Origin of the sequence: Pseudoalteromonas luteoviolacea S2607 (assembly GCF_001625575.1) — a bacterium.
GTDB classification, from domain to species: domain Bacteria; phylum Pseudomonadota; class Gammaproteobacteria; order Enterobacterales; family Alteromonadaceae; genus Pseudoalteromonas; species Pseudoalteromonas luteoviolacea_E.
The window spans coordinates 757,523-781,584 of the sequence record NZ_AUXV01000056.1 but is presented as its reverse complement, the minus strand read 5'-3'; the positions used below and the strand labels follow the sequence as shown (position 1 = coordinate 781,584).

Annotated in this window: 15 protein-coding genes; 4 read left to right on the top strand and 11 right to left on the bottom strand. The window is 39.4% G+C overall.

Annotated features, from left to right (window positions below; translation table 11 throughout):
• Positions 1–605: 605 nt before the first annotated feature.
• The 5 genes from N480_RS25480 to N480_RS20135 form a co-directional block, all read right to left on the bottom strand.
• Positions 606–764, bottom strand: a complete 159-nt coding sequence (locus N480_RS25480; protein ID WP_155732909.1) for a hypothetical protein — start codon at positions 762–764, stop codon at positions 606–608.
• Between the two features lie 88 nt (positions 765–852).
• The gene (locus N480_RS20150) at positions 853–1,842 is read right to left on the bottom strand and encodes a hypothetical protein (RefSeq protein ID WP_063374220.1); all 990 of its coding nucleotides are present in this window, start codon (positions 1,840–1,842) and stop codon (positions 853–855) included.
• A gap of 75 nt (positions 1,843–1,917) precedes the next feature.
• On the bottom strand, positions 1,918–3,588 hold the full coding sequence (locus N480_RS20145) for a hypothetical protein (RefSeq protein WP_063374219.1): 1,671 nt from the start codon (positions 3,586–3,588) through the stop codon (positions 1,918–1,920).
• 21 nt (positions 3,589–3,609) lie between these two features.
• A complete protein-coding gene (locus tag N480_RS20140) occupies positions 3,610–4,110 on the bottom strand; it encodes a phage tail protein (protein ID WP_063374218.1) in 501 nt (166 codons plus the stop codon).
• Between the two features lie 1,011 nt (positions 4,111–5,121).
• Complete coding sequence (locus N480_RS20135) at positions 5,122–6,306, bottom strand: helix-turn-helix domain-containing protein (protein ID WP_063374217.1); 1,185 nt, start codon at positions 6,304–6,306, stop codon at positions 5,122–5,124.
• Positions 6,307–6,462: 156 nt separating this feature from the next.
• Here N480_RS20135 and N480_RS20130 point away from each other — a divergent pair, with 156 nt between their 5' ends.
• Positions 6,463–6,897 carry a hypothetical protein gene (locus N480_RS20130; protein ID WP_063374216.1) on the top strand — a complete coding sequence of 145 codons (435 nt, stop codon included), beginning with the start codon at positions 6,463–6,465 and terminating at the stop codon, positions 6,895–6,897.
• Between the two features lie 87 nt (positions 6,898–6,984).
• Entirely contained in the window at positions 6,985–8,388 is a 1,404-nt protein-coding gene (locus N480_RS20125; RefSeq protein WP_063374215.1) for an FG-GAP repeat domain-containing protein, read from the top strand.
• A 144-nt stretch (positions 8,389–8,532) separates the two neighbouring features.
• Here N480_RS20125 and N480_RS20120 read toward each other — a convergent pair whose 3' ends face one another.
• On the bottom strand, positions 8,533–11,916 hold the full coding sequence (locus N480_RS20120) for a hypothetical protein (protein ID WP_063374214.1): 3,384 nt from the start codon (positions 11,914–11,916) through the stop codon (positions 8,533–8,535).
• Positions 11,917–12,711: 795 nt separating this feature from the next.
• Between N480_RS20120 and N480_RS20115 the strand changes: the two genes are divergently transcribed.
• Positions 12,712–15,915 (top strand): nitrate- and nitrite sensing domain-containing protein, encoded by a 3,204-nt coding sequence (locus N480_RS20115; protein ID WP_063374213.1) that lies wholly within the window; start codon positions 12,712–12,714, stop codon positions 15,913–15,915.
• A 419-nt stretch (positions 15,916–16,334) separates the two neighbouring features.
• Here the strand turns inward: N480_RS20115 and N480_RS20110 are convergent, their stop codons facing one another.
• A complete protein-coding gene (locus tag N480_RS20110; RefSeq protein ID WP_063374212.1) occupies positions 16,335–16,964 on the bottom strand; it encodes a LysE family translocator in 630 nt (209 codons plus the stop codon).
• 9 nt (positions 16,965–16,973) lie between these two features.
• Positions 16,974–17,606, bottom strand: a complete 633-nt coding sequence (locus tag N480_RS20105) for a hypothetical protein (protein WP_063374211.1) — start codon at positions 17,604–17,606, stop codon at positions 16,974–16,976.
• Between the two features lie 93 nt (positions 17,607–17,699).
• Here N480_RS20105 and N480_RS20100 point away from each other — a divergent pair, with 93 nt between their 5' ends.
• Entirely contained in the window at positions 17,700–18,575 is an 876-nt protein-coding gene (locus N480_RS20100) for a LysR family transcriptional regulator (protein ID WP_063374210.1), read from the top strand.
• Between the two features lie 504 nt (positions 18,576–19,079).
• Here the strand turns inward: N480_RS20100 and N480_RS20095 are convergent.
• From N480_RS20095 to N480_RS20085, 3 genes are all read right to left on the bottom strand, one after another.
• Positions 19,080–19,937, bottom strand: coding sequence for a hypothetical protein (locus N480_RS20095; protein ID WP_063374209.1), 858 nt, complete (start codon positions 19,935–19,937; stop codon positions 19,080–19,082).
• Between the two features lie 317 nt (positions 19,938–20,254).
• The gene (locus N480_RS20090; RefSeq protein ID WP_155732908.1) at positions 20,255–22,822 is read right to left on the bottom strand and encodes a fibrinogen-like YCDxxxxGGGW domain-containing protein; all 2,568 of its coding nucleotides are present in this window, start codon (positions 22,820–22,822) and stop codon (positions 20,255–20,257) included.
• Between the two features lie 548 nt (positions 22,823–23,370).
• Positions 23,371–23,784, bottom strand: coding sequence for a hypothetical protein (locus N480_RS20085; RefSeq protein WP_063374207.1), 414 nt, complete (start codon positions 23,782–23,784; stop codon positions 23,371–23,373).
• Positions 23,785–24,062: the final 278 nt, after the last annotated feature.

Below are 24,062 nucleotides of genomic sequence, written 5' to 3'. Positions count from 1 at the left end.
TAAAGGCTCTGTGGGTAGGCCTGATGCTAAGCAAAAGTATTGCGAGCACTTAAAGCTAAAACGACGAGGTAGCTTGACGCAGTGTAGTGAATTACTTGCTTAGCCTTTAATATGCATTAACACCCCAATTTCAACGTAGCTTTTAAAAGTTACGTGGTTAGTCATGTCTGAAATCCCGACAAAGTTATAAAGTTGAGCAACTTATCAAAGGCTCAAAGCGAATTGAGCAATTTTTAGTTGTTTGTTTCTGCTTTGAAACATGTTGAGGTGTAGTTGTGGTATAAATTGAGATGGGTGTCATATTTAATTTTCTATATTTAATTTATCTGCTTGTATGTTTTGCAGATTTTCAGTTAACGATAGCACCACTAGTGACAGACCTGAAGACGACACTTAGAGTCACTTCAACAGCTCTCGAATTGAAAATTTCAGGCAGTTTTTGCTGGAGATCATACCAGCCAAGCACACTACTATCGCGCTGATCACTAGTGTTGATACTATCCATAAAATATCTGGGGTATAGCTGATACCAAACTGAGATAGATAGATAAGCTGAGCTGCTAAGTGAGTGCCAATAATCGCGCCAATACTGATAATTAAAGAGGTTATGAGCCATTCACAGTTTTACCTACCCCAGAAGGGCGAACAATGGCATATGGGTGGTTGGCTTCAATCGTTGCGCTAAAGTCATCAAATAGCTGAAACTTATCGCGACCGATGGTGAAGTGATGACTGATATTATTGAGCGTAATCTTGGTATTCATACCTTTACCCTATGCAGTAAGTTGGTAGGGTTAAGTTAGGTGCAGCGAGGTGAAATCTGGGTGAAATTGCACTTTTAAATTTTTTTAGTTACTTTTTTGTATCACTATCTGGAGAAAAGTATCTACTAACTTTCTTTTTATCTGTATCAGAAAATCCCCCGATTTCATATCTTGGTAATCTTTGCATGTATTCCGCCTGCATTTTTCCTTGGCATTGAATTCCCAGTACTTTAACTTGTTTGAAACCCTGGGTGTATAATTGATTAGCTAAATGTTGAGCTGTAGGCTTTTCATCAAACCAGAACTTATGTTTAGTAACTGAAGGCATGCCAGCTTTATCTGTTTCTAATCGTTTTTGGGGAGCCTTTGTTACTCCTCCGTAGCATGCTAAGAGTTCTACTTTTTCGAGCTGGATTTTTTCTTTATATTTGCCCAATGTCTTTGATATATCTTTTACAGAAAACTCGTCTGAGAAAAGTTTACCTTCCTTTTTATGAGATAGTGTCTCGGAACCAGGTGAGCCATGGCCAACTACAATAAGTTCTGATTCATTACGAAAGTCATTTTTTTCTAAGCTTTTTGACTTAGCTTTGTTATATAGTTCAATTCTATGTATGAATGTATAGAATAAATTTCGATATTTAATGAGTTCTTTATTATCTTCTTTTGATAGTTTATCTGATTTATAGAGTTTAGTAATTTCATTGAGAAGGGCATTGTCATTGATGTTGTCATCAAGGAAAGTCTTAGCTAAGTTATCTACATATTTCTTTTTTTCATTTGTTTCATTTTTATCTTCTAATATTTTTGCAAATACTCCTGCAATAAAAGCCCTTGAGTTTTCATGGTATTCTGATTTTTTCTTTTGGTATTCCTCTATTTTTTCAGCTATTTTCTTATTGAAGTAAATAGCGTGTTTTTCTTTTTTAGTTATAATTTGAATCTCCTTAATACTAGGCTCTTTTGAGTTTGCTTCTTTTGATTTTATATAATATGATTCTGAGTTTCCCATAGCAAACTCTACTGCTTCTTCATGTTTAATGTGAGCGTAATATCTCAACGTCTTTTCAGGTGGCATGATATGTTTTCCATAAGATAAAAATCGACACTAGACTTTGATGTCAAGTGCCTTAATAAGTTGATTGATATAGCTTTAGCTAGATTCAATAGAAAGTGCTCTAAGTGCATAGCCAGCGCTTTCGTCTTGGTTTGTGGTTGATATAGTAATATCTATCGAGTTTAATCCTAAATTAAGCATATCCTCATACTCAACAGAGGAGAAATTTTGATCTCTTAAGGTGATCGCCAATAAATTATGCTCGCCACCTTCAGCTTCTAGTGCATCGACATATTTTACTATTGGGTTTTCAGTATTGCCGTTAACAACAAAAGTTAATTTAATAGCGCTGTCTTTGGTCTTCCAATGTTTTAAATATAGCGTGTAGTCAGATGTATTATCTATAACTTTAAATAGTGCTTGTAGGTTAAGCTCAGTGCAAGTTTGGTTAAGTGTTGCATTTAACGACGTTTGACTGGCACTAAAACCACAATTTACATTTTTATTGGTGTAATCTGTATTGTCTGTGATTTTTAATTGGTTGTTATCAGAGAATATGCAAAACTTACTTGGCTTATGATCACTGTTACTCATTTTAGGTAACACTGAGAACTTACTTGGTATAAACCCAATAATAGTTGAAGGAGATGCTGGTGATATGGGTTTGAGTGCGAGTACAGATAAATCTAATTCAACAGAAATATCGGTTTCCCCTTGCGGGGTTAATGCCGTTGGCCCTGCATCTATATATACAGAAACTGGAATATCGTTGGAAGAAGAATCTTGGGAGAGTTCATGAGTTGCCGTATATAAGTTGATATCGTGTACTACTTTTATTATTGAGCTGGCATTTTCTCTAATAATAAGTTTGGTTTGTGATTGACAGCTAAAATTCAAACCAAACTCAGATAAATGACTTGGCGGGTACAACACATCATTATTGTATAAACAAGACAACATCGGCGCCGGAACTTTAACCTCGACTTTTACTTTATTGTTATCAGTTTTTTTATCGTTAGAAACGGAGCCGTTATCAATTTCTTGTCGACACTCTAATACATTCCAAGGGTATTCTTGTGCGAAATTCCAAGTGATGGCGTTAGCGTTTGGGTTGACGTAGCTATAAACACACCAATCTTTTATGTTCATATCAGCATTATTGGAGCTATTCTGACTGCTGTTATTACCGACTTCTTGGCTGTTACTATTGGAATAATCACTACTTTGAGTTGTTGAGTGGTCGTTATGTGAGCGATTAAATGAAAACACACCACTTTGCAACCCAATATTGGCTGAATAGGAATTAGTTTGTGATAGCGACGAACCCGAAGAGTTGGTTCTTGTGGTTGTATTACTGCTTCCATCATCTGAGCCTGCGCTTGATGATGTCTGGACTTGAGTATTAATAGTTTGTGGGGAATATCCTAGTAATTGATAGCTTTGTGTGCCATCTTCCGCCATATTCAATGATGTGCTGGATTGTACGATAGCTGGGTAATTTTTAAATGAGGTAATATCCCGTTTGGGGCCTACCATTATTCCGTTAGGGTTGTATATAGTTACGCGTTGTGTGCAAGTAAGAATATATTCCCTATCTCTTGGTGTCGCTGTTATATCAAAGTTGGAACCTGTATTGAGTTGAACATTTTCATACTGAGCAACTTCATAAACAATTGTAATTAACCCAATTGCTTCGTTAACTGTCGCTTCAGGATAAAACAACTTATTGTAGTAGGTGAATGTATATGGGTCATTTGCTTTAAACATTTTATATCCTAAGAATTATAGTTAGTTGCTGCCAGCGTAGATATAGTAATTAATAGAAAAGTAAGGTTGGACAATATTGTGGGCTTGATTACCTCCACGAGTGTCCGTTTTTTCGATTGAATCACCCGAGCCGCTATCAGTGTATGGACGATAATTTCGGGTTTTACCTGCGAAACTTGCGTCATGTAGGGTAAATTGTTTTTTATTAATGTAATGAGAGTGAGATGGTAGTTCACCGGTTGTAAGTTGATGTTGCCATTCGCCACCGTATGCAGCCAATGGGATACATTGATCGCTAGGGAAGTTGGCTGAAGATTCATCAGAATTAGTCGAAACTGCTGCATTGGCTTCCCCTGCACCAACTAACACTCGGCCGATAAGGTTGGGCAAGGTGTTAGAGTTTAAGGAAATTTGTAGCTGGTTATATTGTGCTGGAATCGCTGAACCGTCACATAGCAACCAGCCTTTTGGTGCTGTTCTGTGGGTGGCAATTGGTAAGATGGTTCCGATAGGTATACTCATTTTTTTGTCCTAGTTATGTTTGTTAATATTTCCCTTAATAATGGGGGTTATAATTCACTCTATTGCTTGTTAGCTTGCTGCTTGACATTGAATAACTGTTAACTCACCTACATCAGAGAACTTTGCCATAAACATCAACGATTTATTATCGGATGTTCCTGTTGACGTCATACTGGCATTCTTATGAATGTCTGTATGTAAATCACTGCCATTAAAATTTAGATATAAACTTGCTTTGTCCGAAGCATGAGGAACTTTATTTACAAGCTCTGGACCCCTTGATTCTGCTGACCCTAAGGAGTTTCATTTTCAGGCATTGGAAGTCACTCATACCTGCGCCATAATTCATAACATAAGAAATATGAAGCGGGGTTTCATCAGTAGTAGTAAATTGGTATGTTGTGCTTTTAAAATCAGCCTTATATTTATCCTTTAAGCATAGATACATCAGTTAAAATATATATTTAATTAGACTGTAATAAGCTTAGATAACTTTTAAAAAAAACATATTACAAATGATTACATATCACTTATTAACATATAATCAATGGGAATGTTCCATGGGACAGACACTCTCATTTTATGACGTTGGTACTGAACCACTGCATGCCATAACGCCGGGACAAATGAAACTTGCAATTAGCTTGGGACAGGCACAAGTTTGTTCCTTAAATTAATTGTAAGCCTCGTATTCAGCGGGTATATTTTGTGACGATTTAAGGAGCAGAAAGAGTAGCCATGGGAAGAATATTTCAACAGGGTAGGTGGATAGCATAGGCTGAACTTCAAATAATTGGAGGTGTAGCTTCTACAGCTGTTGTTGGAGTTTTGTGTACATCTGTTTACGGTTGTATACTGGGGAAGAAGAGTAATTTAATAATTTAAGAAGACATATATGGGCACTCCGTGTATGTCAAGCAGAGTGAATCTATCGGGGCTGCTTTTGCTAATGTAAATGTGCGACCAACTACATATTAGGGCCTTATGAACACCTTACTCAAAGCATCGCTTTCAACTATTCATCTGAGCCTTTCTAAACTCACTGGGGGTTTTACCTGTTGTTTGCTTAAATGCTTTGTAAAAGGAGGAGCGCGCATTAAAGCCTACTTCTAGTGCAATATCGAGCACGGTATTGTTATTGGCCAATATTTTTGGTTTCGCAGCCTCAATACGCCATTGATTAACAAAATCAAAAAAGCTTACAGACAGCGTTTCATTTAGCGTTTGTGATATATAGTTTGGTGAAATATTTAGGTGCTTTGATAGCTTTTGCAATGACAAGTTTGGGTCTAAATAGAGTTTGTCTTGTTCCATAGCCGAGTTTATCTTTATGACAATCCGTGCTGATTGCGCTTTATCTAACGCGGAACGTTGGTATTTATTAGTCGGCGAGTACTTGTTATTTTTAGTATTGCTGGGTTCTATGGCTATATCTTTTATGGAAGCGGTATCTAACATCGCTAATGCAGGCTTTTGTTGCAACCCAAAGTGGGTCATGCACCAGAGTAAAAGTAGCGAAAGGAGTACTTCTGTATTGCTATTAAACACAGCGTGGTTAAACAAACTTGATGAAAATACTGTCACAACAGAACATAACCAAACACTTGCGGCAATAAAAAGTAGCCAATTCATCCAGTTAAGCTCTTTTTTATCGTGATTTGAAAAAACGTCTTTTAACGTTTTACGGTATTGATTCAATCTGTGTACAACTTTGAATAAGGTATAGACGCATTGCGCGAGCCAAAGCAGCATCATGCTTAACATGCCGATGAGCAATAAGCTAACAAAAGAGTTGTTGACACCCTTATCATGTATGAAAACGGCGGCATGAATCTCTTTCGGCAAAAATAATATCATCACGGAAATCAGTATGGCTGGCACCATTAAACCGTAATGTTTCAGCTGCCTTTTATGTAATAGCCAGGGTCTGTCTGCCGTGAGCCCCTCCACATAAAGCCACAGAGATGGGCAAAGTAAAAAGAGTGCTGGAAATGCCAAGGCTGTGTACAAAGCATAGTAGTCAGGTAATACAGAAGAAATTGTAGAGTTTAATGCCAACACACCGCTGGCAAATAAAAATAACGCCAATGGTAAATTCATAGCCTGCTTTGTTACTCTTGATAAAAGAATAGGTACACTGATACACACTTGACCAACAATCATCATAGTCAGAATAATTTCGATAGGGTTGGCCAAGTTCAGCTCCTTGTATAACACTGTTTTGTAGAGGCTCTAGCATAAAAGTGTGTCCGCGCTTATAGTCTCGGACGACCTAACTATTTATAAGTTATATCGTTTAGCTCCGTCAACTATCCCTAAACAAAGGGGTTAAATCAAAATAACGGAGCTATTATGAATACAACAAAAGACATTCCTCCCTCATTTGAAGATTACAAAATAAATGTGAAGTTGAAGATCTCAGCATTGTGGATTGCTGTGATGTTCTGCTATGTCTACGGTGATTACATTCAAGTGTTTGTGCCAGGTATCATGTCTGAGGCGCTGCTCGTCAGTGCAGACAAAGAGGGAATTCAGTTTGAATTCTTTGCTGTCGCATTATTAATGTCCATACCAAGTGTAATGGTTTTTCTAACGTTGGTATTAAAACCTATTATCAATCGACGATTAAACATCATCATCCCCAGCTTATTTGTTGTGCTACTTGTGTCACTTAACTTGGATACCGTGTGGGGCTTTTATCTTTACCTTACAGGGCTCGAAGTTTTGTTATCGTTAATGACGATTTGGCATGCTTGGAAATGGCCCGTGAGTGAGTTGGAGAGTTAGGCAGAACACCAATTTAGCGAAACCGTGAGACGAGATTTTATCCATATATTACATATAAATAAGACGTATTTTTAAAGGATTTTTAATATGAAAAGGTTACTCCCTTTTGCTTTATTCAGTAGTTTGATTTATGCATATGATTCAATCGATTTACAATTCAATGCCGATGGTAAGCTTATTGTGCCAGATACAGGTTCAGCCTTTGTTGCTGGGAATGGCGAGCTGGCCTATTTGCAAAAAGTCGATCTTAAAAGTAAACAAACAACGCTATTGGCTTTACCTGACAATCCGATCATGTATAGCCTTGGCAAGCTAGCTGGCCACCAAGGCACCCAAGCGTTTGTGTTAACCGAGCAGGGCATTTTTCATGTCGGCGAAACAAACGCACATAAGCTAATTAAAACAGACTCTGTGTTTGAGTTTGATACACTTCCGCAGTTTAGATATCAAACATTTACGTTGGATGTAAATGGGGATGACCTAGCTGATTTTTATTTACCCGGCGTTGAAAATCAGACCATTTATGTCCAGCAGGAGACTGGTACTTTTAAATCTATTGCATTGCCTTTAAGTGCAAAGACAATCACTCACGCCACAGAGCAAAAATTGATGATAAGTCATACGTTGCCTCACTTTCCCGCACTAGCCGACATAAACGGAGATGGCATCAACGATTTAATGTTTTATGAGGAACAAGCAGTACGGTATTTCTTGGCAACCAGTCAAGGGCCAAGTAAAGAACCGCAAACCCTCTTTACGGTAAATAATAACAGCAAGCAGCGTATAGAGAAGTTAAGAGATTTTAACAATGATGGTTATCCAGATATTCATACTATAGAGAGTCTCTCAGAGGGGACAGACAAAGAAAAAGACTTAGACAGCGAAAGTATCCATAGAATTTTCTTTTCTGAGCAAACGAGTAACGGGCTGGTGTTTAAAAACAGTCCAGATATTGAATTAACTTTGGAAGAAACAAGCGCCATCGCTAACATCAGTGATTTTGATGGTGATGGGCTAAATGATTTAGCCGTTATTTCTTTTGATATTGGCTTTATGGATATTATTTCAATTGCCAGTGCGGCAATGGAGAATAAAGAAGTGATGCTCGACAGCACCATTAGTATATTTAAGGGTAAAACTAACAACCAGTTTTCTAAAAAAGCCGCCTCAAAGAAAAGCTTCGAATTGGCGATGAATATGAATAATTCAAATAGCGGTACTGATAAAGGTATTATTTTCAAAGATTTCAATGGTGACGACTTAACTGATTTATTAATAAGGTCAGATACTCACGAACTCAAAGTTTATTTTGGCGATGAAAAAAGGGGGTTATCGCGAAGAGCGAAACGAATTAAACGCTCGCTGCCAGAATCTTCAGGCGACATTTATAGCTATGATCTTAACCAAGATGGAAAAGAAGAAATTGTATTGAAGGTAAATGATAAAAAAGAAGGCTTTAGGCTGGAAGCCATTCATATCAGCAGGAATTAAGAAGGTGACTATCCTAAATCAAATAAAATTGATTTGCGTAAATGTAGTTGAGTGCCACGTTTGTTTCGTTTAGATAGCGCTTTTCAGCGTGCGGGGGATTGAGATACAGGCACACGTTGTGTGTGCCTGTAATCACCTAGCATATTAGTAATAGTATGCCACTGAACACATGTCGCCAGTGCATGATACGCCGCGGTCAAGCGAGAAATAATACAGTTGTTCAATTGAACTGACATCGATTTGTGACAACGAGTTGTCGTGCAAGTAAAGATAGTTTAATTGACTGTTATTAACTAGGTCGAGTGAAGTGATCTTGTTATTCGACAAATGTAGCTCTAATAACGCGCTATTATTTGTCGTATTGAGCTCAGTTAGTTTGTTGCCGTCGGCCATCAAGACCTGCAACACGGCACTATTGGTGATATCGAGTTGAGCGATATTGTTATGCCTTGCATCAATATAGGTTAATTCGCTTTGCTCTGATAAGTTTAATGTACTCAACTTATTGTTGTTGACTGACAGGCTTTGTAAAGCGGAGCTTGTTGCTAGGTCTAGCTTGGTCAATTGGTTGTTGTTCACACTTAACGACATCAGTGCTGAGTTTGCAGTGGTATCAAGGTGAGTCAATAAGTTGTTGTTTAACTCCAGACTTGTAAGGGATGGACTAGACGATAGTTCTAGCTGTGTTAGCTGGTTGTTCATTGCCTGCAGCTCAGTCAGTGATTCTTGATTATCCAAGGTCAAAGATGATAATTGGTTGTCATTGACGTTAAGGGTAGAAATACCTTGGTTGTTGCTCAGGTCCAGCTTTGCCAGTTGGTTGGAATGTACATTTAATGTGTTCAGTGCTGTAACAGCAGATAAATCAAGTTCAGATAATTGGTTGCCAATAAACTTAAGTGTTGAAAGCGCGTCGACACCAGAAAAACTGACCGATGTAAGCTGGTTTTCAGAGGCATAGAGGTTGGCTAGAGAAGGCGCATTTGTTACTGCTAATGTATCTAGCATATTGTAGTTTAGGTATACACTTTCTAAATTAGGCTGATCCACAATTTGGAATGAGGTAAGTTGATTGCTCGCGACATCCAGATAAGTTAAGGCCGTGTTTTTGGTAATATCCAGTTGCTTGAGTTGGTTACCGGATAAAGAGACAGACTGTAATAGCACATTGTTAGACAGGTCAATACTGTTCAGCATATTGCCATAGGCATATAAGTGGGTCAGCTTTGTGTTTGAAGATAGGTCTAGCGAGGTCAATGCACTGTTGTTTAAGTTTAGGGAGTTCAGTTTTTTATTGTGCAATAGGTCAAGGCCTGTAAGTTGTAATGACCAAATACTCAGCTCTTGGAGCTCTGTTAAATTTGACATGTTCAGGCTACTAAGTGGCAAACCGGAAAGCGACAATCGCTCGAGTTTAGGATGAACGGACAAATCCAGTTCATTTATCGGCATCGAGCTCAATTCTAAGTATTCAAGTTGTGTCAACGTAGACAGAGCGATGTCGTCCAGATAAGCGCTATTTAATGAAAGATCCTTAATTTTGGGAGCGGCAGAAAGGTCTAGCTGAGCCAGTCGATGAGTATAAACTCCCAGCTGTTCAAGCTGCGCATTTTTGGATAAATCGAGCTTAGTGATCTGATCACTTCTAATTGATAGCCTCTCAAGCAACTGATTATTGGTTGTATTCAGATATTTCAAATCCCATGCTGTGAGATACAACGCTGTTAGCAACTTATTCGAAGAAATGTCGAGCGTATCGATTTGTGAGTTGTATATTGTCAGCGTTTGCAGTGCCGTGTTGTTGTTAACATCCAGTGCAGCGAGAACTTTACTTTCTACTAATAGGTGAGTTAGTGCTGTGTTTTTTGACACATCTAATTTTTGCAACTTATCCGCAAATACTACTAGTTCTTTCAGAGCAGGGTTTTGGTCTATTTTAATGGTTTTAAGTTGGGAAGCTGATACAGATAGATTAGTAAGTGCTCTGAAGTTGGAGAAATCCAGCGATGTAAACCCATCACCAGAAACAGACAGCTGAGTTAGTACATCATTTAATGGAAAGTTCAGTTGCGTTAGCTGGTTGTTAGATAAGTAAAGCGAAGCAAGCATGGGGTTGTGAGAGATATCTAACTCGGTCAACTGGTTACTTTGTACATCGAGCTCTGCGAGATTAGGTAGTCCAGATAAATCTAGGGTGGTAAACTGGTTGTTTGCAAGCTTTAAATAGGTCAGTTCTGGGTTTTTGGACAGGTCTATCGCGGTAAACTCATTGTCATACAAATCAAGTGACTGTAATTGCGGGTTATTTTGAAAGTTAATATTTGTTAGCGCATTAGAAGATAGGTTTATCGTTTCCAAGGCATTATTTTTGCTGAGATCAAGCTCAGAGAGTTGATTATTCTGTACCGATAAATATGCCAGTTTTACAGCATCAGAAAGGTCCAAGTTGGTTAGCTGGTTGTAATAAAGGCCTAGGTTAGTCAACTGCTGTGTATTGGCCAAATTCAGTTTGGTTAATGGCGTGCTGTAAACATACACATTCGTTAGAGCTGAATTCTGTGATAGATCTAGCTCAGTGATTGCGGAACCATGCAGGAATAGGTCGTTAAGATTTGCGTTGTTAGAAAGGTTCAGGCTTGTCATTGCCGAATTTTCAACACTTAAACTTTCAAGGTTTGCATTAACTTTCAGGTCTAAACTGGATAGTAATTGACTGTCTATTCTCAGGTTGGTTAATGCGGTGTTGTTAGACACATCCAAGGCTTCTAGTTGGTCAGCGCCAACATCAAGGTAACTGAGTTGACTATTCTGTGTGATATCCAGCGATTTAAGTTGCCCGCTATGAATTTGCAGAGATGTAAGGGCTGTGTTTTTAGAGACATCTAAAGTTGATAACTGACCGTCACTCACGTATAGGTTGTTGAGTAAGGTGTTGTTTGAAACATCAAGCGTCTCGAGAAGAGGGCTTGAGATAGTCAATGAATATAACTCTAGATTCTCTGATATATCTAAGCTTGTTAAGTTTTGATTGTAAAGGTCCAAATATCCAAGCTTTTTAAAGTGTTTGATGGCTTCGGTGTTACTGATGGGCTCCTCACAGTACAAATAGGTAACCTCATCAGCGTACTTTATACCCTCATTATGGGTTAAGCATTGTGCAAGTGCAGGGTCTATATTCAGCTCGCTAAGCGTAACACGAGGCTTAAATTGAATTTCAACAGTACAGTCTGCCTGCATGGTTTCAATAATATAAAGATCACCGCTTAGTGTACCGCCACAACCAGTGGCTGAGTCTGCGTAATAGCCCTCTTCTGGGTGAAGTGAAAAATTTGCACCAAAACCTTTACGTATTGATTGCGTTGCCGGATGGACGCTGCCAGAGCCGCTAATATTGGTATTCAGGGTGAAGGTTTCTGTAGGTGCAACGAGAGAAGAGTTGCTAGTGCTTTGATCGCTACTGCTACCTCCGCAGCCAATCAAAAAAAGAGAAAGAACTACTGCCGTAGGGAAAATCGGTTTATGTGTCACTTGGGTACTCCAAAAGCTTTTTCATCAAATTGCCATATCTCAGCAAATCGGCGGGCGCTGGTTTGGCGATGTTCTGTGCGTATTGTAATTGTGTACTCAATAAAGATACATAGTAAATGCACTAACCATCGATAATTTTTATAAGCTAACAGCTTACACTAGAGCGCTTAAGTGGCGGGCTCTAGAGCTACTTGCTTGATTGAGGGCGCTTTTTAAGACTTTGCTGGGCTATCTGGCTTTTCAATGAATATTCGAAATTCTGACACATCAACGGGTAATGGTTCTAAACCAGATCAGGAAGATGCCTCAAGCACATAAAAAATCATGTTCTTCGGGACTTGAGATGAAAGCGAAAATTTACATTTAATAAAAGTAAATTAAATTGCCTATATTTGTTTTAGTTTTCTAAAATTTTATCGCGTATAAAATTAATCTTCTTACCTTTTAAGGCGGTTTAAACACATTTTTTTTGTGCTATTAATGTTGATTTTTTAATGGTAATCCAATTTTAGTTTATAGAAGAGGGGAGTGATGTGCGCACATCTTTTTGGTATAAATTTAAAATGGTGCTTTTTAATTAAGGCATTCTTTTGCTCTTAAATTTAACTTATATTCTATTGATTTTACTGATTGACAAGTACAATAAGCCTTCTAACTTATTTTTTATCTCCATAAGGCACTAAAACACTCAAAGAACTTTGTGTTGCCCCAGTGTTGAACGGCGTGTATTTCCTACTACACTCGTAATTATGCTCAATTGAAGTATTGATTGGCCAGATTACAAGGAAATGATATATGCGTATTTTTAACAATCTTAAACTCCGCTGGAAATTACTTTCAATAGCTTTAATCCCCCTCGTTTTTATGGTTGCGCTTGCAGTAGACAAAGTGTTTGAAAATCAAAAGCTAGAGCAAGAAAATGCAAAGCTACTACTGCTAACTCAATTATCGGTATTGGCTAATGAGTTTGTTCACGAAATGCAAAAAGAGCGCGGTGCCACAGCTGGCTTTTTGGGAAGTAAAGGCGTTAAGTTTTCTGATGTGCTACCCAAACAAAGGGAAGACACAGATCAAGCTGCTAGCCGCTTAGACAATTTCTTAAAAGAGTTTGATGTAAACCAGTTTGATGGTGAATTCGCCGAACAGCTAAACAGCGCGCTTACTTTGAAAAAGCAACTGGGAAGTATTCGCGAACAGATCAGCGACTTTGCTATATCAACAAGCGATGCTATTGGCTACTACACTCGATCTAATGGTGCCTTTTTATCCACGATCACTTTTTTGGCAAAATTGAGTACGCAAAGCGATATTGTGAATGCAGCGACCGCTTACCGGAATTTTTTAAATAGCAAAGAGCGAGCTGGTGTCGAGCGAGCGGTGTTTACAGCTGTTTTTGCAGAAAACCAGTTTAAGCCTGGGCAGTATGAGAAGTTGAGAAACTTGATTACGGTTCAGGATACATACATGGAAGTGTTTTTAAGTCTGTCTTCGCAAGAGAATAAACGATTTTATCTCGCGACCATGGAAAATGAGGCCGTGACCGAAACGCAAAATATGCGCAATGTGGCATTTTCCAAGGTAAATGAGGGAGATTTTGGTATAGACGCGGCTTATTGGTTTAAAATGCAAACCGCGAAGATAAACTTGTTAAAAACAGTTTCTGACAAGTTGTCTGATAATCTTGCGACCTTGTCCAACAGCTCATTAGAGCGCGCAAGCCAAGATGTTTATATGGCTGTTGTGTTAATGGTTGTTTCTCTGTCGCTGACACTTGGCTTTGTATTTTTTGTCCTACAGCGGATCACATCCCCCATCAATAATGCTGTAAAGATTGCCCAAGAGATCTCTACAGGAAATTTGGAAAATAAAATAAATGCAGAAACTAAAGATGAATCAGGTCAGTTGCTAAAAGCATTAGAAACTATGCAATCGAGCTTGCTTAAGTCAGGACGCGAGCTGCAAGAAAGAATGGAATTAGAGCGTACTCAAGCCGCTGAAAACAACAGGCTTAAACAGGCATTAGACAACGTTTCTGCAAATGTGATGGTTGCCGACGAGAGCAATGCCATAATATATCAAAATAATGCTTCGAAGGCCCTTTTCAATGAATGCGAGTCCGCTATAGGCGAAACATTAAAAGGTTTTAACGCGGCAAATATTATAGGCTCTAATGTATCAGAATTGCACCCATCTCCCGTGGCTTTGTCACAACAATTAAGTGACTTGAAGCAAACCTACAGTGAAGAGCTAAAGCTGGGTCGAAAGTCTTTGATGTTAACGCTTAATCCTGTGGTCAACGAAGAGCAGAAAAAGCTCGGGGTCGTGCTAGAGTGGCAAGATCTTACTCAGCAACGAGATGCTGAATCTCAGATACAAAAAGTAATTAAAGCGGCAGCGAAAGGAGAGCTAAATACTCGTATTGATAGCGCCCATTTTGATGGGTTTATGAAGGTACTTGCCGATGGCATCAATGAGCTGCTTGAAGCAATCGTTGGCCCATTGAAAAAAACCGCTGAAGCGGTGCACCTTATATCCAAAGGTGATGTTCCCGCATTGATTAGTGAGCAATATCAAGGAGATTTTGCGTTACTTAAAAACAATTTGAATACTTGCATTGAAGTTGTTGGTTTGTTGATAAAAGATGTGAATAGTTTGGCCAATGCAGCTGTGGCTGGTGACTTGAAAAAGCGGGTAGATTTGGCTCAGCACAATGGAGACTTCCGGAAAATCGTTGCTGGTGTTAATGATATGATGGATGCGATGGTCGGGCCATTAACGAAAGCGGCCAACGTTGTGGAAGCTATATCAAAAGGGAATATTCCTGGGCACATTACTGACCAATATAGCGGCGACTTTGAGTTGCTCAAGCAAAACCTCAACACTTGTATCGATGCGGTAGGTCGATTGATTGATGATGCAAATTCGCTTGCAGACGCGGCGAGTAATGGCAATTTGGCAGCCAGAGCAGATACATCAAAGCATCAAGGCGACTTTCAAGAAATTATGACAGGCGTGAATACTTTGCTGGAGTCTGTTGTTGCGCCAATGGATGAGTGTAAATCGGTCATGACACAGGTCGCAAAAGGAGATTTATCTCAGCAAATGGGCGATGTTTACGCCGGTGATTTTGCTTTACTGAGTCAGTCAATAAATACCAGTTTAAATAGACTGTCTTCGGTTATCGAACAAGTAATGGCTAGCGCAAATCAAACAGACAACTCTTCAAATGACTTGTCCAGTGCAGTGGTAAACCTCAGCCAAAGAACAGAGCAACAGGCGATGGCGTTAGAAAAGACGCGTTCTTTGATGGGAGAGCTTACAGAATCTGTGCTCAATAGCGCTGACAAAGCACAAAATGCCAATCAACTCTCTGCGGATACCCAAATGCAGGCTGAAAGTGGCTTTAAAGTAGTTGGGGATGCTGTCGATAGCATGAATGAAATTAACCAAGCAAGTGAGCGGATCACCGATATCATAGGCGTGATTGATGAAATTGCTTTTCAAACCAACCTATTAGCACTTAATGCTGCGGTTGAAGCGGCAAGAGCGGGTAAACAAGGTAAAGGGTTTGCTGTGGTAGCGGGTGAAGTTAGAGCCCTAGCGCAACGCTCTGCAACAGCAGCCAAAGAAATAAAAGAGTTGATCCGTGCCAATGTAGATAAAATTTCAGTGGGAACACAGTTGGTCAATCAATCAGGGGATACGTTGAGTAAAATCGTCAATGCGGCACAGAATGCCAGTGAGATGATAGCTGAAATAGCATCTATTTCTGATCAGCAAAACAGTGCGATCAAGCAAGTGAATCAGGCTATTTTACAAATGGAAGATATGACGCAGCAAAACGCAGCGATGGCAGAAGAAGCATCAGCGACCGCAATATCAATGTCTGAGCAAGCGGGAGAAATGATGCAAAAGCTAAATGGCTTTACAACCAAGATAAATGAAGTTTCTGCGCAAAATCAGAGCGAATATACATTGGCCTGTTCTAATCATACGTGACACTTAACTATGGAACATAGAAATACACTCTAAGCTTTAAAGTGAAAAATTGATAAACGAAATTTACTCTGTATATTTTAAGCGGTTTATCGTCGCATAATATGAATTACTTGATGCGTCGGCAGTATTTTATTCGATGAACACGGCTGGGGTTGCCCTGAATTACTCTATGTTCCAAAGTAGATTGTACATAAACAGGTAAGTTACCGATAAATTAGTCCCTCTTGAAGGTTAAGGGCTATTACAGCCCTTGTTTATTTGATAAAAAGATTTTGGAGTGTGTATCTCAGCATACAGTAAATTTGGTAAGAGATTGAGAGGTATGCTTTAAATAGCATAGCTTCAGAATCAACATAACTGAACGTTACCCCTTTCGTTTCATCACATTTATTTCAATACTAAAGTAGCCTAAATTATATTTAGTTAATACTCTCATAGCCTATTACACCGGCTAATATAAACATGACGCTGCCGGCCATTTTGTCTTGCCATTGGCTATGACCATTTTTTTGACTAAGCCAGTTACCAAGCTTTCCCGAGAGCAGTGCGATAGAAATATCACAACATAGGGTGATCAGGGTATATATTATGCCAAGCACCAGCAGCTGCGTTGACACCTGTGCGCCTTCGTGGCTCACAAACTGGGGTAAAAAAGCCAAAAAGAACAACGCTGTTTTTGGGTTTGTGAGCTCAACCACTAAGCTCTGTTTCATTATGGCAAAGTTAGTTGCTTTAGTTAGTGAAGGGTTACTACCTGATTGCTCAGCAGGTTTGAAATATTGCCAGCCCAAATATACCAAGTACACGGCGCCAGCAATTTTTAAACCTGTGTAAGCGATGGGGGAGTATTTAAAAATTGCGGCCAATCCGAGCACTGTCGCAATAACGTAGACAAAAGATCCAATTGCCATTCCGCTTGCAGCCGACACTCCCGAGCTTGGTCCTTGACTAATACTGCGTGCCATAATGTACAAAATTGAGGGGCCAGGGGTAATACTCAGTAAAAAGCAAACGACAGAAAAGGCCGCGAGGATTTCTAGTGAAGGCATAGCGAGTCCTTATTTAAAATCAGTGGTTTCTAAGTACAGAGTTTCAGCATTTACAAAATCAGTCAATTCAAATGTTGTAAATGGCCCATTTATTGAACTGTTTAACTCGCTTGTTTGTCCAGTGTGATAGTCACATTGGGCTTTTGCTATTTGATCAAAACTCGGAGACTTCCCAATTTTATGCACGAGTAAACAGGTGTTATTGCCAAGCCCAAGTGTATACAACTGTCCGTTGTGCTGTGATGCACTCACAGGTTTATTTAACAAGATGCTTTGAACCTGAAGTGTGACGTCCATATATTTCATTTTACCTGTACGTTCAAAGTGACCAATAAAGATATCTCCTGAAAATTGTGTAAGGTGGCCTGATCTAAGTTTGTTTAGAGAGAATGTCTCTGGTCGCACGGTTACCAGCGTATTCGCTTTTAAAAAAGGCATTAATTGCGCTCTATATTGGGTTGGCAGCTGTGCTTCAAAAATAAATTGTACGGCATGTTTTCCACTTGGCATCGGCAGGTGGGAGGCATATATGCGTTCATCAACTGAAAATAAAACCATGCCATGTAGGCCCATAGAGTGGTCATGCGCTCGCACAGCGCTACAAATGCAAACAAGTAAAAAGCCAATAAAAACGTTTTTCATAGGAAGCTATCTAAATAAATAGTGTTAGAGGGAATCTAGAGTATGCTATTTTTAGTTCTAAATCGTTTCTAAATTGTAGTTAAAGATTCCAAAATGGAAATAGCAGATTTACATAAGTTTATCGTTATCGCGCAGTATCAAAGTTTGCAAAAGGCTGCCCAGACCCTCGATACCTCACCCAGTGCATTATCAAAATCTTTAAAGCGGCTAGAAGGCTCTTTACAAGTTAAGTTGTTTGACAGAGTAGGTAAGTCGTTACGTTTAAATGAACATGGTTTGATGTTGCAGCCTAGAGCCGTGGCTTTGATCAATTTAGCTGAAGATACCAAAACGCAGTTAACGCAAGGAAGTAACGCCATTAAATGTGTTGTTGCAGCTTCGAGTATTTTGCAATTCAAATGGGCAAGCGTTTTAGCACGTCAAACTAACTCAAATGAGCACATTACGTTAATTTTTGATACGCAATATGAGTCAAATGCTGTGCATAAATTACTCGCAGGGGAAGTGGAGCTAGCCATTGTAACAGGAGAAGTTATAAAAGAGCTGCCAAATGACATTCACTTAACAAAGCTCGGTGAACTAACGATGCAAATAGCTATGGGGCAGAGCCACCCAATGCGAAAGCAAAAAAGTATCTGTTTAACAGAGCTAGTTCAATACCCCTTTGCTGCGCCTGATACCTCCCCATTTTGTGGAGAGCAAAGAGGAATTGGGTGTGATGGTTGGCTGGCACCAAAAGTAGGCAGAAATATAAAGTGGGTGGTTAACGACTATGCCGTACTTGGTCAACTCGTTAAAAGCGGGTTGGCGCTGGCGTATTTGCCTGATTACATTGTTAGAGAATGGCAATTATGTGAATTGCCCGAGTGCCCAGAAAATTTAGAGTACACCGAGCAAGTATATTTGCTCAGCCATGAATCAGCACCCGCTTGGTTAAATCAATTGCTAGAAGACCTTTGTAATGACTGATGCATATAGTTTTTGGTCAATGCCTGTTTTTAAACGTAAAGAAAAATAAATTATTATAATGGTTTATAGCCACTTCAAAGCCACATTACTCGCTGGGTTTTTCATTTTAGGTTGTTCACTGGATTTCAGTTTCTTTTCCTGCTTTGACCGTACCTATCATATACGAAGTGCTATATGCAGATAGTTGCGATATCAAGATTTCTAGTTCAATAGTTTGCTAGGCACTTGGAATTTACTATTTGATAGAAAGCTTTTAACTAAATGGTTTCCCAGCATTACTTGCCCTATTTAGAACATTGAGCTATACAAATTGGGCTGCGGCGCGTACAGTTACCAGTGATATTGATTGCACATCTCTAAAAAGCCCCAAGCACTAGCTGTGGCTTATATTTTTGTACGTGTCTCACCAATTTATGTGGGCACCCATCGACAATGCTGTCTATGTAGGTACCACTATACACGCCGTAACTTTAATGTCATACGAGTGATTGAATTTTCTTTACCCTAGTGGAAAGATAGGCCCCACATTAAAACACGTCCGCCGTTATAAAAGTCACTTGTTCCGGTAGCGGCAATTCTAATTTTTGACGTTGTTACTGGGGCAGATAAAGAAAATTCTTGTCTAATCCATTGCTGTGAAGGCAATGCATTGAAATTAAAAGTGCCCTTGTTGACCCAACCATTATTTTCCCATACTTCAAAGGTAAAGCCCGTAGCGCGTGTTCCCTGACCGTTGTTATAGGTACCAAACTTAAAAGACTGTAAGGTAAATGTTTTGGTAAATTCTATATTGAATCCCATTGGGAAGGGCAGACCGCCGTCATCCGATTGCACGTAAAGCCCTTTGTTTGGGTCGTTGGAGTCTTGTAAAAAAGATTCATCGATAGCTCTAGAGTAATTTAATCCTGAGCCAGAAAATATCGCGTCAGCGGTCATATTTAAGGTGCTGCAATAGCTAGGTAGTGGCGACGGGCAGCTAAAGTTTGCCGTAAAGTCACCTTTGTCTCCGTTTGCGCCATACCATGTTCCTGATATAAGACCTGAGGCATTTTCAGCGCCTACAAACCACTTTTCTCCCGAGTTATCGCGATAAACAAAATTATAGCGAGCTTGTGATCCAGCTCCTTCAAATAAGTTTTGTGCTTCTTCGCGTTTGCCTGTTAGGAGTGAGTTGGTTGATGGTTCCATTCCTGCGATGACATCACCCGAAAAAGACACATCTATCGACAAAGAATGGGTGTTGTTGTCCACACCATCTAATACGTCATCATAGGTGATTACTGCCGTATCAGCAGCGGAAACAATAGTAGATGTAAGCAAGAACGTAGTGGCAAAAGCAGATGTAGAGAGAGATTTTATCATTATTTAATTCCTGTAAATGACAGATTTAATCTATGCAAAAAATGCATCTTAATAGGCCAATTGCAATCAAGCCAAAGCGATTAATTTTCAAATTGACTTTAGCCAACTTACACCAAAACTAAATAATAATTAATCCCTTATTGAAATATTCACATGAATGAAATTTACTTTTTTACCTATTTATCGTGCGCTATAAGCATTATTGGCTGTGATTGGGGTTTCCAAGAAGGTATTAAGAAGGTAGGGATAAATAAGATAAAGTAAAACTTATGATAAAAAGCACAAGCTGCAATTAGCAACTTGCGCTCTGTTTTTAGTTATCTAACATAAATAAAATTAGTTTGTTCAAATGCAGTGCTTGTTATATTTGTATCTTTATAAATACTAGGGTCATAATTATAGATATTATGATAATTAAGCATTGAATAGTCAGTCCCTACAGCTGAACAGCCAGAGACTTCTTGCCAGAACAGTCTAAATTGCTCTTCCCCTGTTTTGTTTGGTACGCGACCAAGCGTATCAACCAATGGAGTACAGTTGGCGTTTTGCAATGCGGCAATATCGGCAATTGCATATACGCCCACGTTTCGCATATTCATCATCAATTCTTGACTATTCGACTTTAGATACTGCCAATGCGTGTCTGGTAAATGATAGTTGTCATCAAACGAAGTGATATTATTCACTTCAGTAAATAGTACGTCGAAATTATTAATGTGATCATATGGCTTATTAGGCACATAACGTATCCCAACTAATGTCCAACCACCCCCTTTTAGTTCCATATCACAGAATGTAGTGAATGGCGCAATATCGCCGGTACCGTCAGGGTCAATTTGATAAAACCCAGAGGTTGATTGTGGATTCTCGGCTAAGATTGTTTGGCAGTTTGAAATTTGCGTATCTACAGGCTCTTGTGGATCTGGCTGAACGAAAAATCCGAAGTACTCCATTTCATCGATTTGCACATAATCACTAGAACCATGGGTATTTGTCACGTGTAGTCTAAAGTGGGTACCAAAGGCTGCGCGATTCAAAGTAACTTGAGCTGTCCCTTTGTCCATGACAATTTGCTCATGATCTACAAAGTTCACGCCATCATTAGAGACTTGGAAAATGACTTCTCTTGGGGTTCTTGGAGAGAATTCAGCGTGCTGGGTAGAAACCTGTGTTTTAAACCCTGTAACAACCGTTTTTCTACCAAAATCTACCTGCAACCATTGATTGCTATTAGTTGGTGCTAACCAAATCCCTTTTGTGACAATATTGCCGGCATCAGGATTTATTTTTGTGTTGGGATCTGTGTAGTAAACGTGCCCATCAAATGCACCAGCAGGGCTAAATGGACTTACATTACCACTTGCGCTGTAATTATTAAGTTGCAAACCATTGCTGTATACAAGGGCAATATTATTGTTACTACCCGTTGTATCAGCAGGTACGATAGGTCTTGAAGCGTCGATATTCTGCATATCACAGAAATACTCTACAGCTACATTACCGCCAGGACCATCCGCATCAATTTGATACAAGCCGCTTTGAGCATTTGGGTTATTGGCAAGTACGTCAGCACAGTTTAAACCGTCACTTGGATAAACATCTTTGTTCAGGGTGCTTACCATAGCAAGTAAATGGTCGTACTTTTGCTTCAATTCTGTGTATTGCGCATCCGAATATGATTTGGTGACTAAGTGGTTTGACTCAATTGGATCATTTGCGATTGCATTACCAATAACCTCAAGCGCAGCGCTCGGTGAAACGGTACCAACACCTACTTTAACGTTGGTAGACACGGCTGATGCACCATCTCGCCAATGAGAAGTGCCAGGTATACCTTGAACACCCTGCGGCCCTTGAGGCCCAGTTAGTCCTATATCTCCCTGTGGCCCAACTGGACCGGTTTCTCCAGAAATGCCCTGAATACCTTGAGGGCCTTGAATACCCTGAGGACCAGCTACGCCAGCTTCACCTTGTAATCCTCTAAACTCATTCCAAATATTGCCATCGCAAACAAATACAAGCCGTTCGACACTGTTGTAATACATTGAACCTTCATGTTCAGTATTACAAACCATTGGAGCTGTATTTTGAGGGACTAACCTCAGTGCGCTCTCTATTTCAACGTTACCGGTGAATTGATGATTGAAAATGTGCGGGAAACTTGCTGCATTAGTAGGATCTGTACCTGCTAAAAATTCATTAAGGTTTGTGACGCCATCACTATCAAGATCTGTTGATGCGTCTAATGGATCTGAAGGGTTTAACCCATGGCTCAGTTCCCAGCTGTCGGGCATATGGTCTTGATCTGAGTCTAGGTTTTTAGCTGAAATAGTTACGGATACATCATCAAAGTCTATAAAGCTTACCTGTGTATCATTATTCTCTAGAGTTAAAACCAAGTTAGAATTCAAGTCAGCCAAATACTGATGTGTAGCATCTGGTTTAAACTCGATGTCTAACTGGGTAAATGCACCTTTAGTAAGCTGTGTGGCTGGCGTAATATCAATGGTGTGATTATCAATACGCAGTCCAATTTTGTAGTTAAATGCATCAGCATTTTCTCGCCAACCCAGCTTTACGCGCACTCTATAGTTAGAGTTCAAATCTAATGGGGCTCCCAAGTCTTGTGATATAACAGAGTTTGCGCCCGCGAAAGCAATGTTATTAACTTCAGACTCATTAGAGTAATGATGTGGCGCCGGGTTTAAAATACCCGCTTGGCCTGTACCAGAGAAAAGCCAATGATCTGCCACCACAGTAGTTTCAGACTCAGCAAGGCTTTGTGTGCTGAAGTCGCCGTTCAAAACAAGCTCTTGTGATTGAGCTACAGAGCAAGAAACACCTAAGGCCAGCGCCACCCATTTTGCGATAGTGTTTGTTTTCATTTCTTTCATTATGTTGGTTTCTATATTATTGGTTATAGCGTGATTTTAACATCCTGTCTTTAATGCAAGAATGAAACAAAAATACTATTTATTTAAAAATTGCAATTATATTAATAAATGCATAATGAATTAAAATATTAATAGCGTTAATCGTTTTTGTGGTTTTTAAACGCTAAATAAACAAACTGGCTTTAATTTAACATTTGAAGCTGGCAGAACGAGGTAGGGAGGCGCACTTCACAAGCTGGTTTAGTACTCTTTTTGTACAAATTGATTGATGTATAAGCTTTTTACTATGGGTATATTTTACTTTCTCACTCTTGAAGCTTTGTTTGAAATGCAGGGCTTACCGAGTTCGAAAGATGGTATCTTAGAGCTTTCTCGTCTTCGACGTATGGTATCCATATCAGAAAAGTTGTCTAATTCATTGTTTCATTAAAGCGCGACTTTCCTCACACTGACGGAGACCTTCTTGTAAACACGCAGTCGCGAGTGAAGCAATTACAAATGCTATTAGAGTTCTATTTCAATGCAGGTTATAAGCTTTACTAGCGAAACAGGTCTTTAAATTGGTCCCAAATTCCCAGCGATTCGTCAGGGAAAAAATCAATACCTAACCAAGACTTAAACAAATAGACAATCACAAACACAATACCAAGCAAAATAAATCCAACAATTAGTAAGGTAGTTAAAAATGCGATGGCCGCAGTAACGCGCTCTGCAGAGCTTAAACTACGTTTGTTCACCCCGCCGAGGAATACAAAATAAAAACTCCAAGGTAAAAATGGCAAAGCTAGTGTCGGCCTAAAGTCTATTTTATGGCTATTCCAGTCTCGAGTATTAATGACTTTTTGCAGGGCTTTTCGTTGTTTGTAGCTAAAGCTTGCAGCGACCTCAGGATCCATTTTGCTAAGCAGTTGCTTGACGTGAGCATGCCGTTGGTCAGGTTTATTTTCTGTCATTAAGCCTCCTTAGCTTTTGAGTCCGTATCGTTCGCAGTTTACAATCCGCCCATCTTGGAGAAAGTGGTTTCTTTCAGAAACATGCATGCTTTAATGGACATACAATGTGCGATGATATTGTAAGTTTAGCTGGACATATCGGACTATCAATAAACGGCGTTAAACTATTGCCCCGATTATTCCCTGTGCTTAAGACGTTCAAGTTTGGCTGTGGGTGTTTCAAATGTGTTGTTGATTTATGATATTGTCTAGCCACTGTGCTTTGAAATAAACACCCA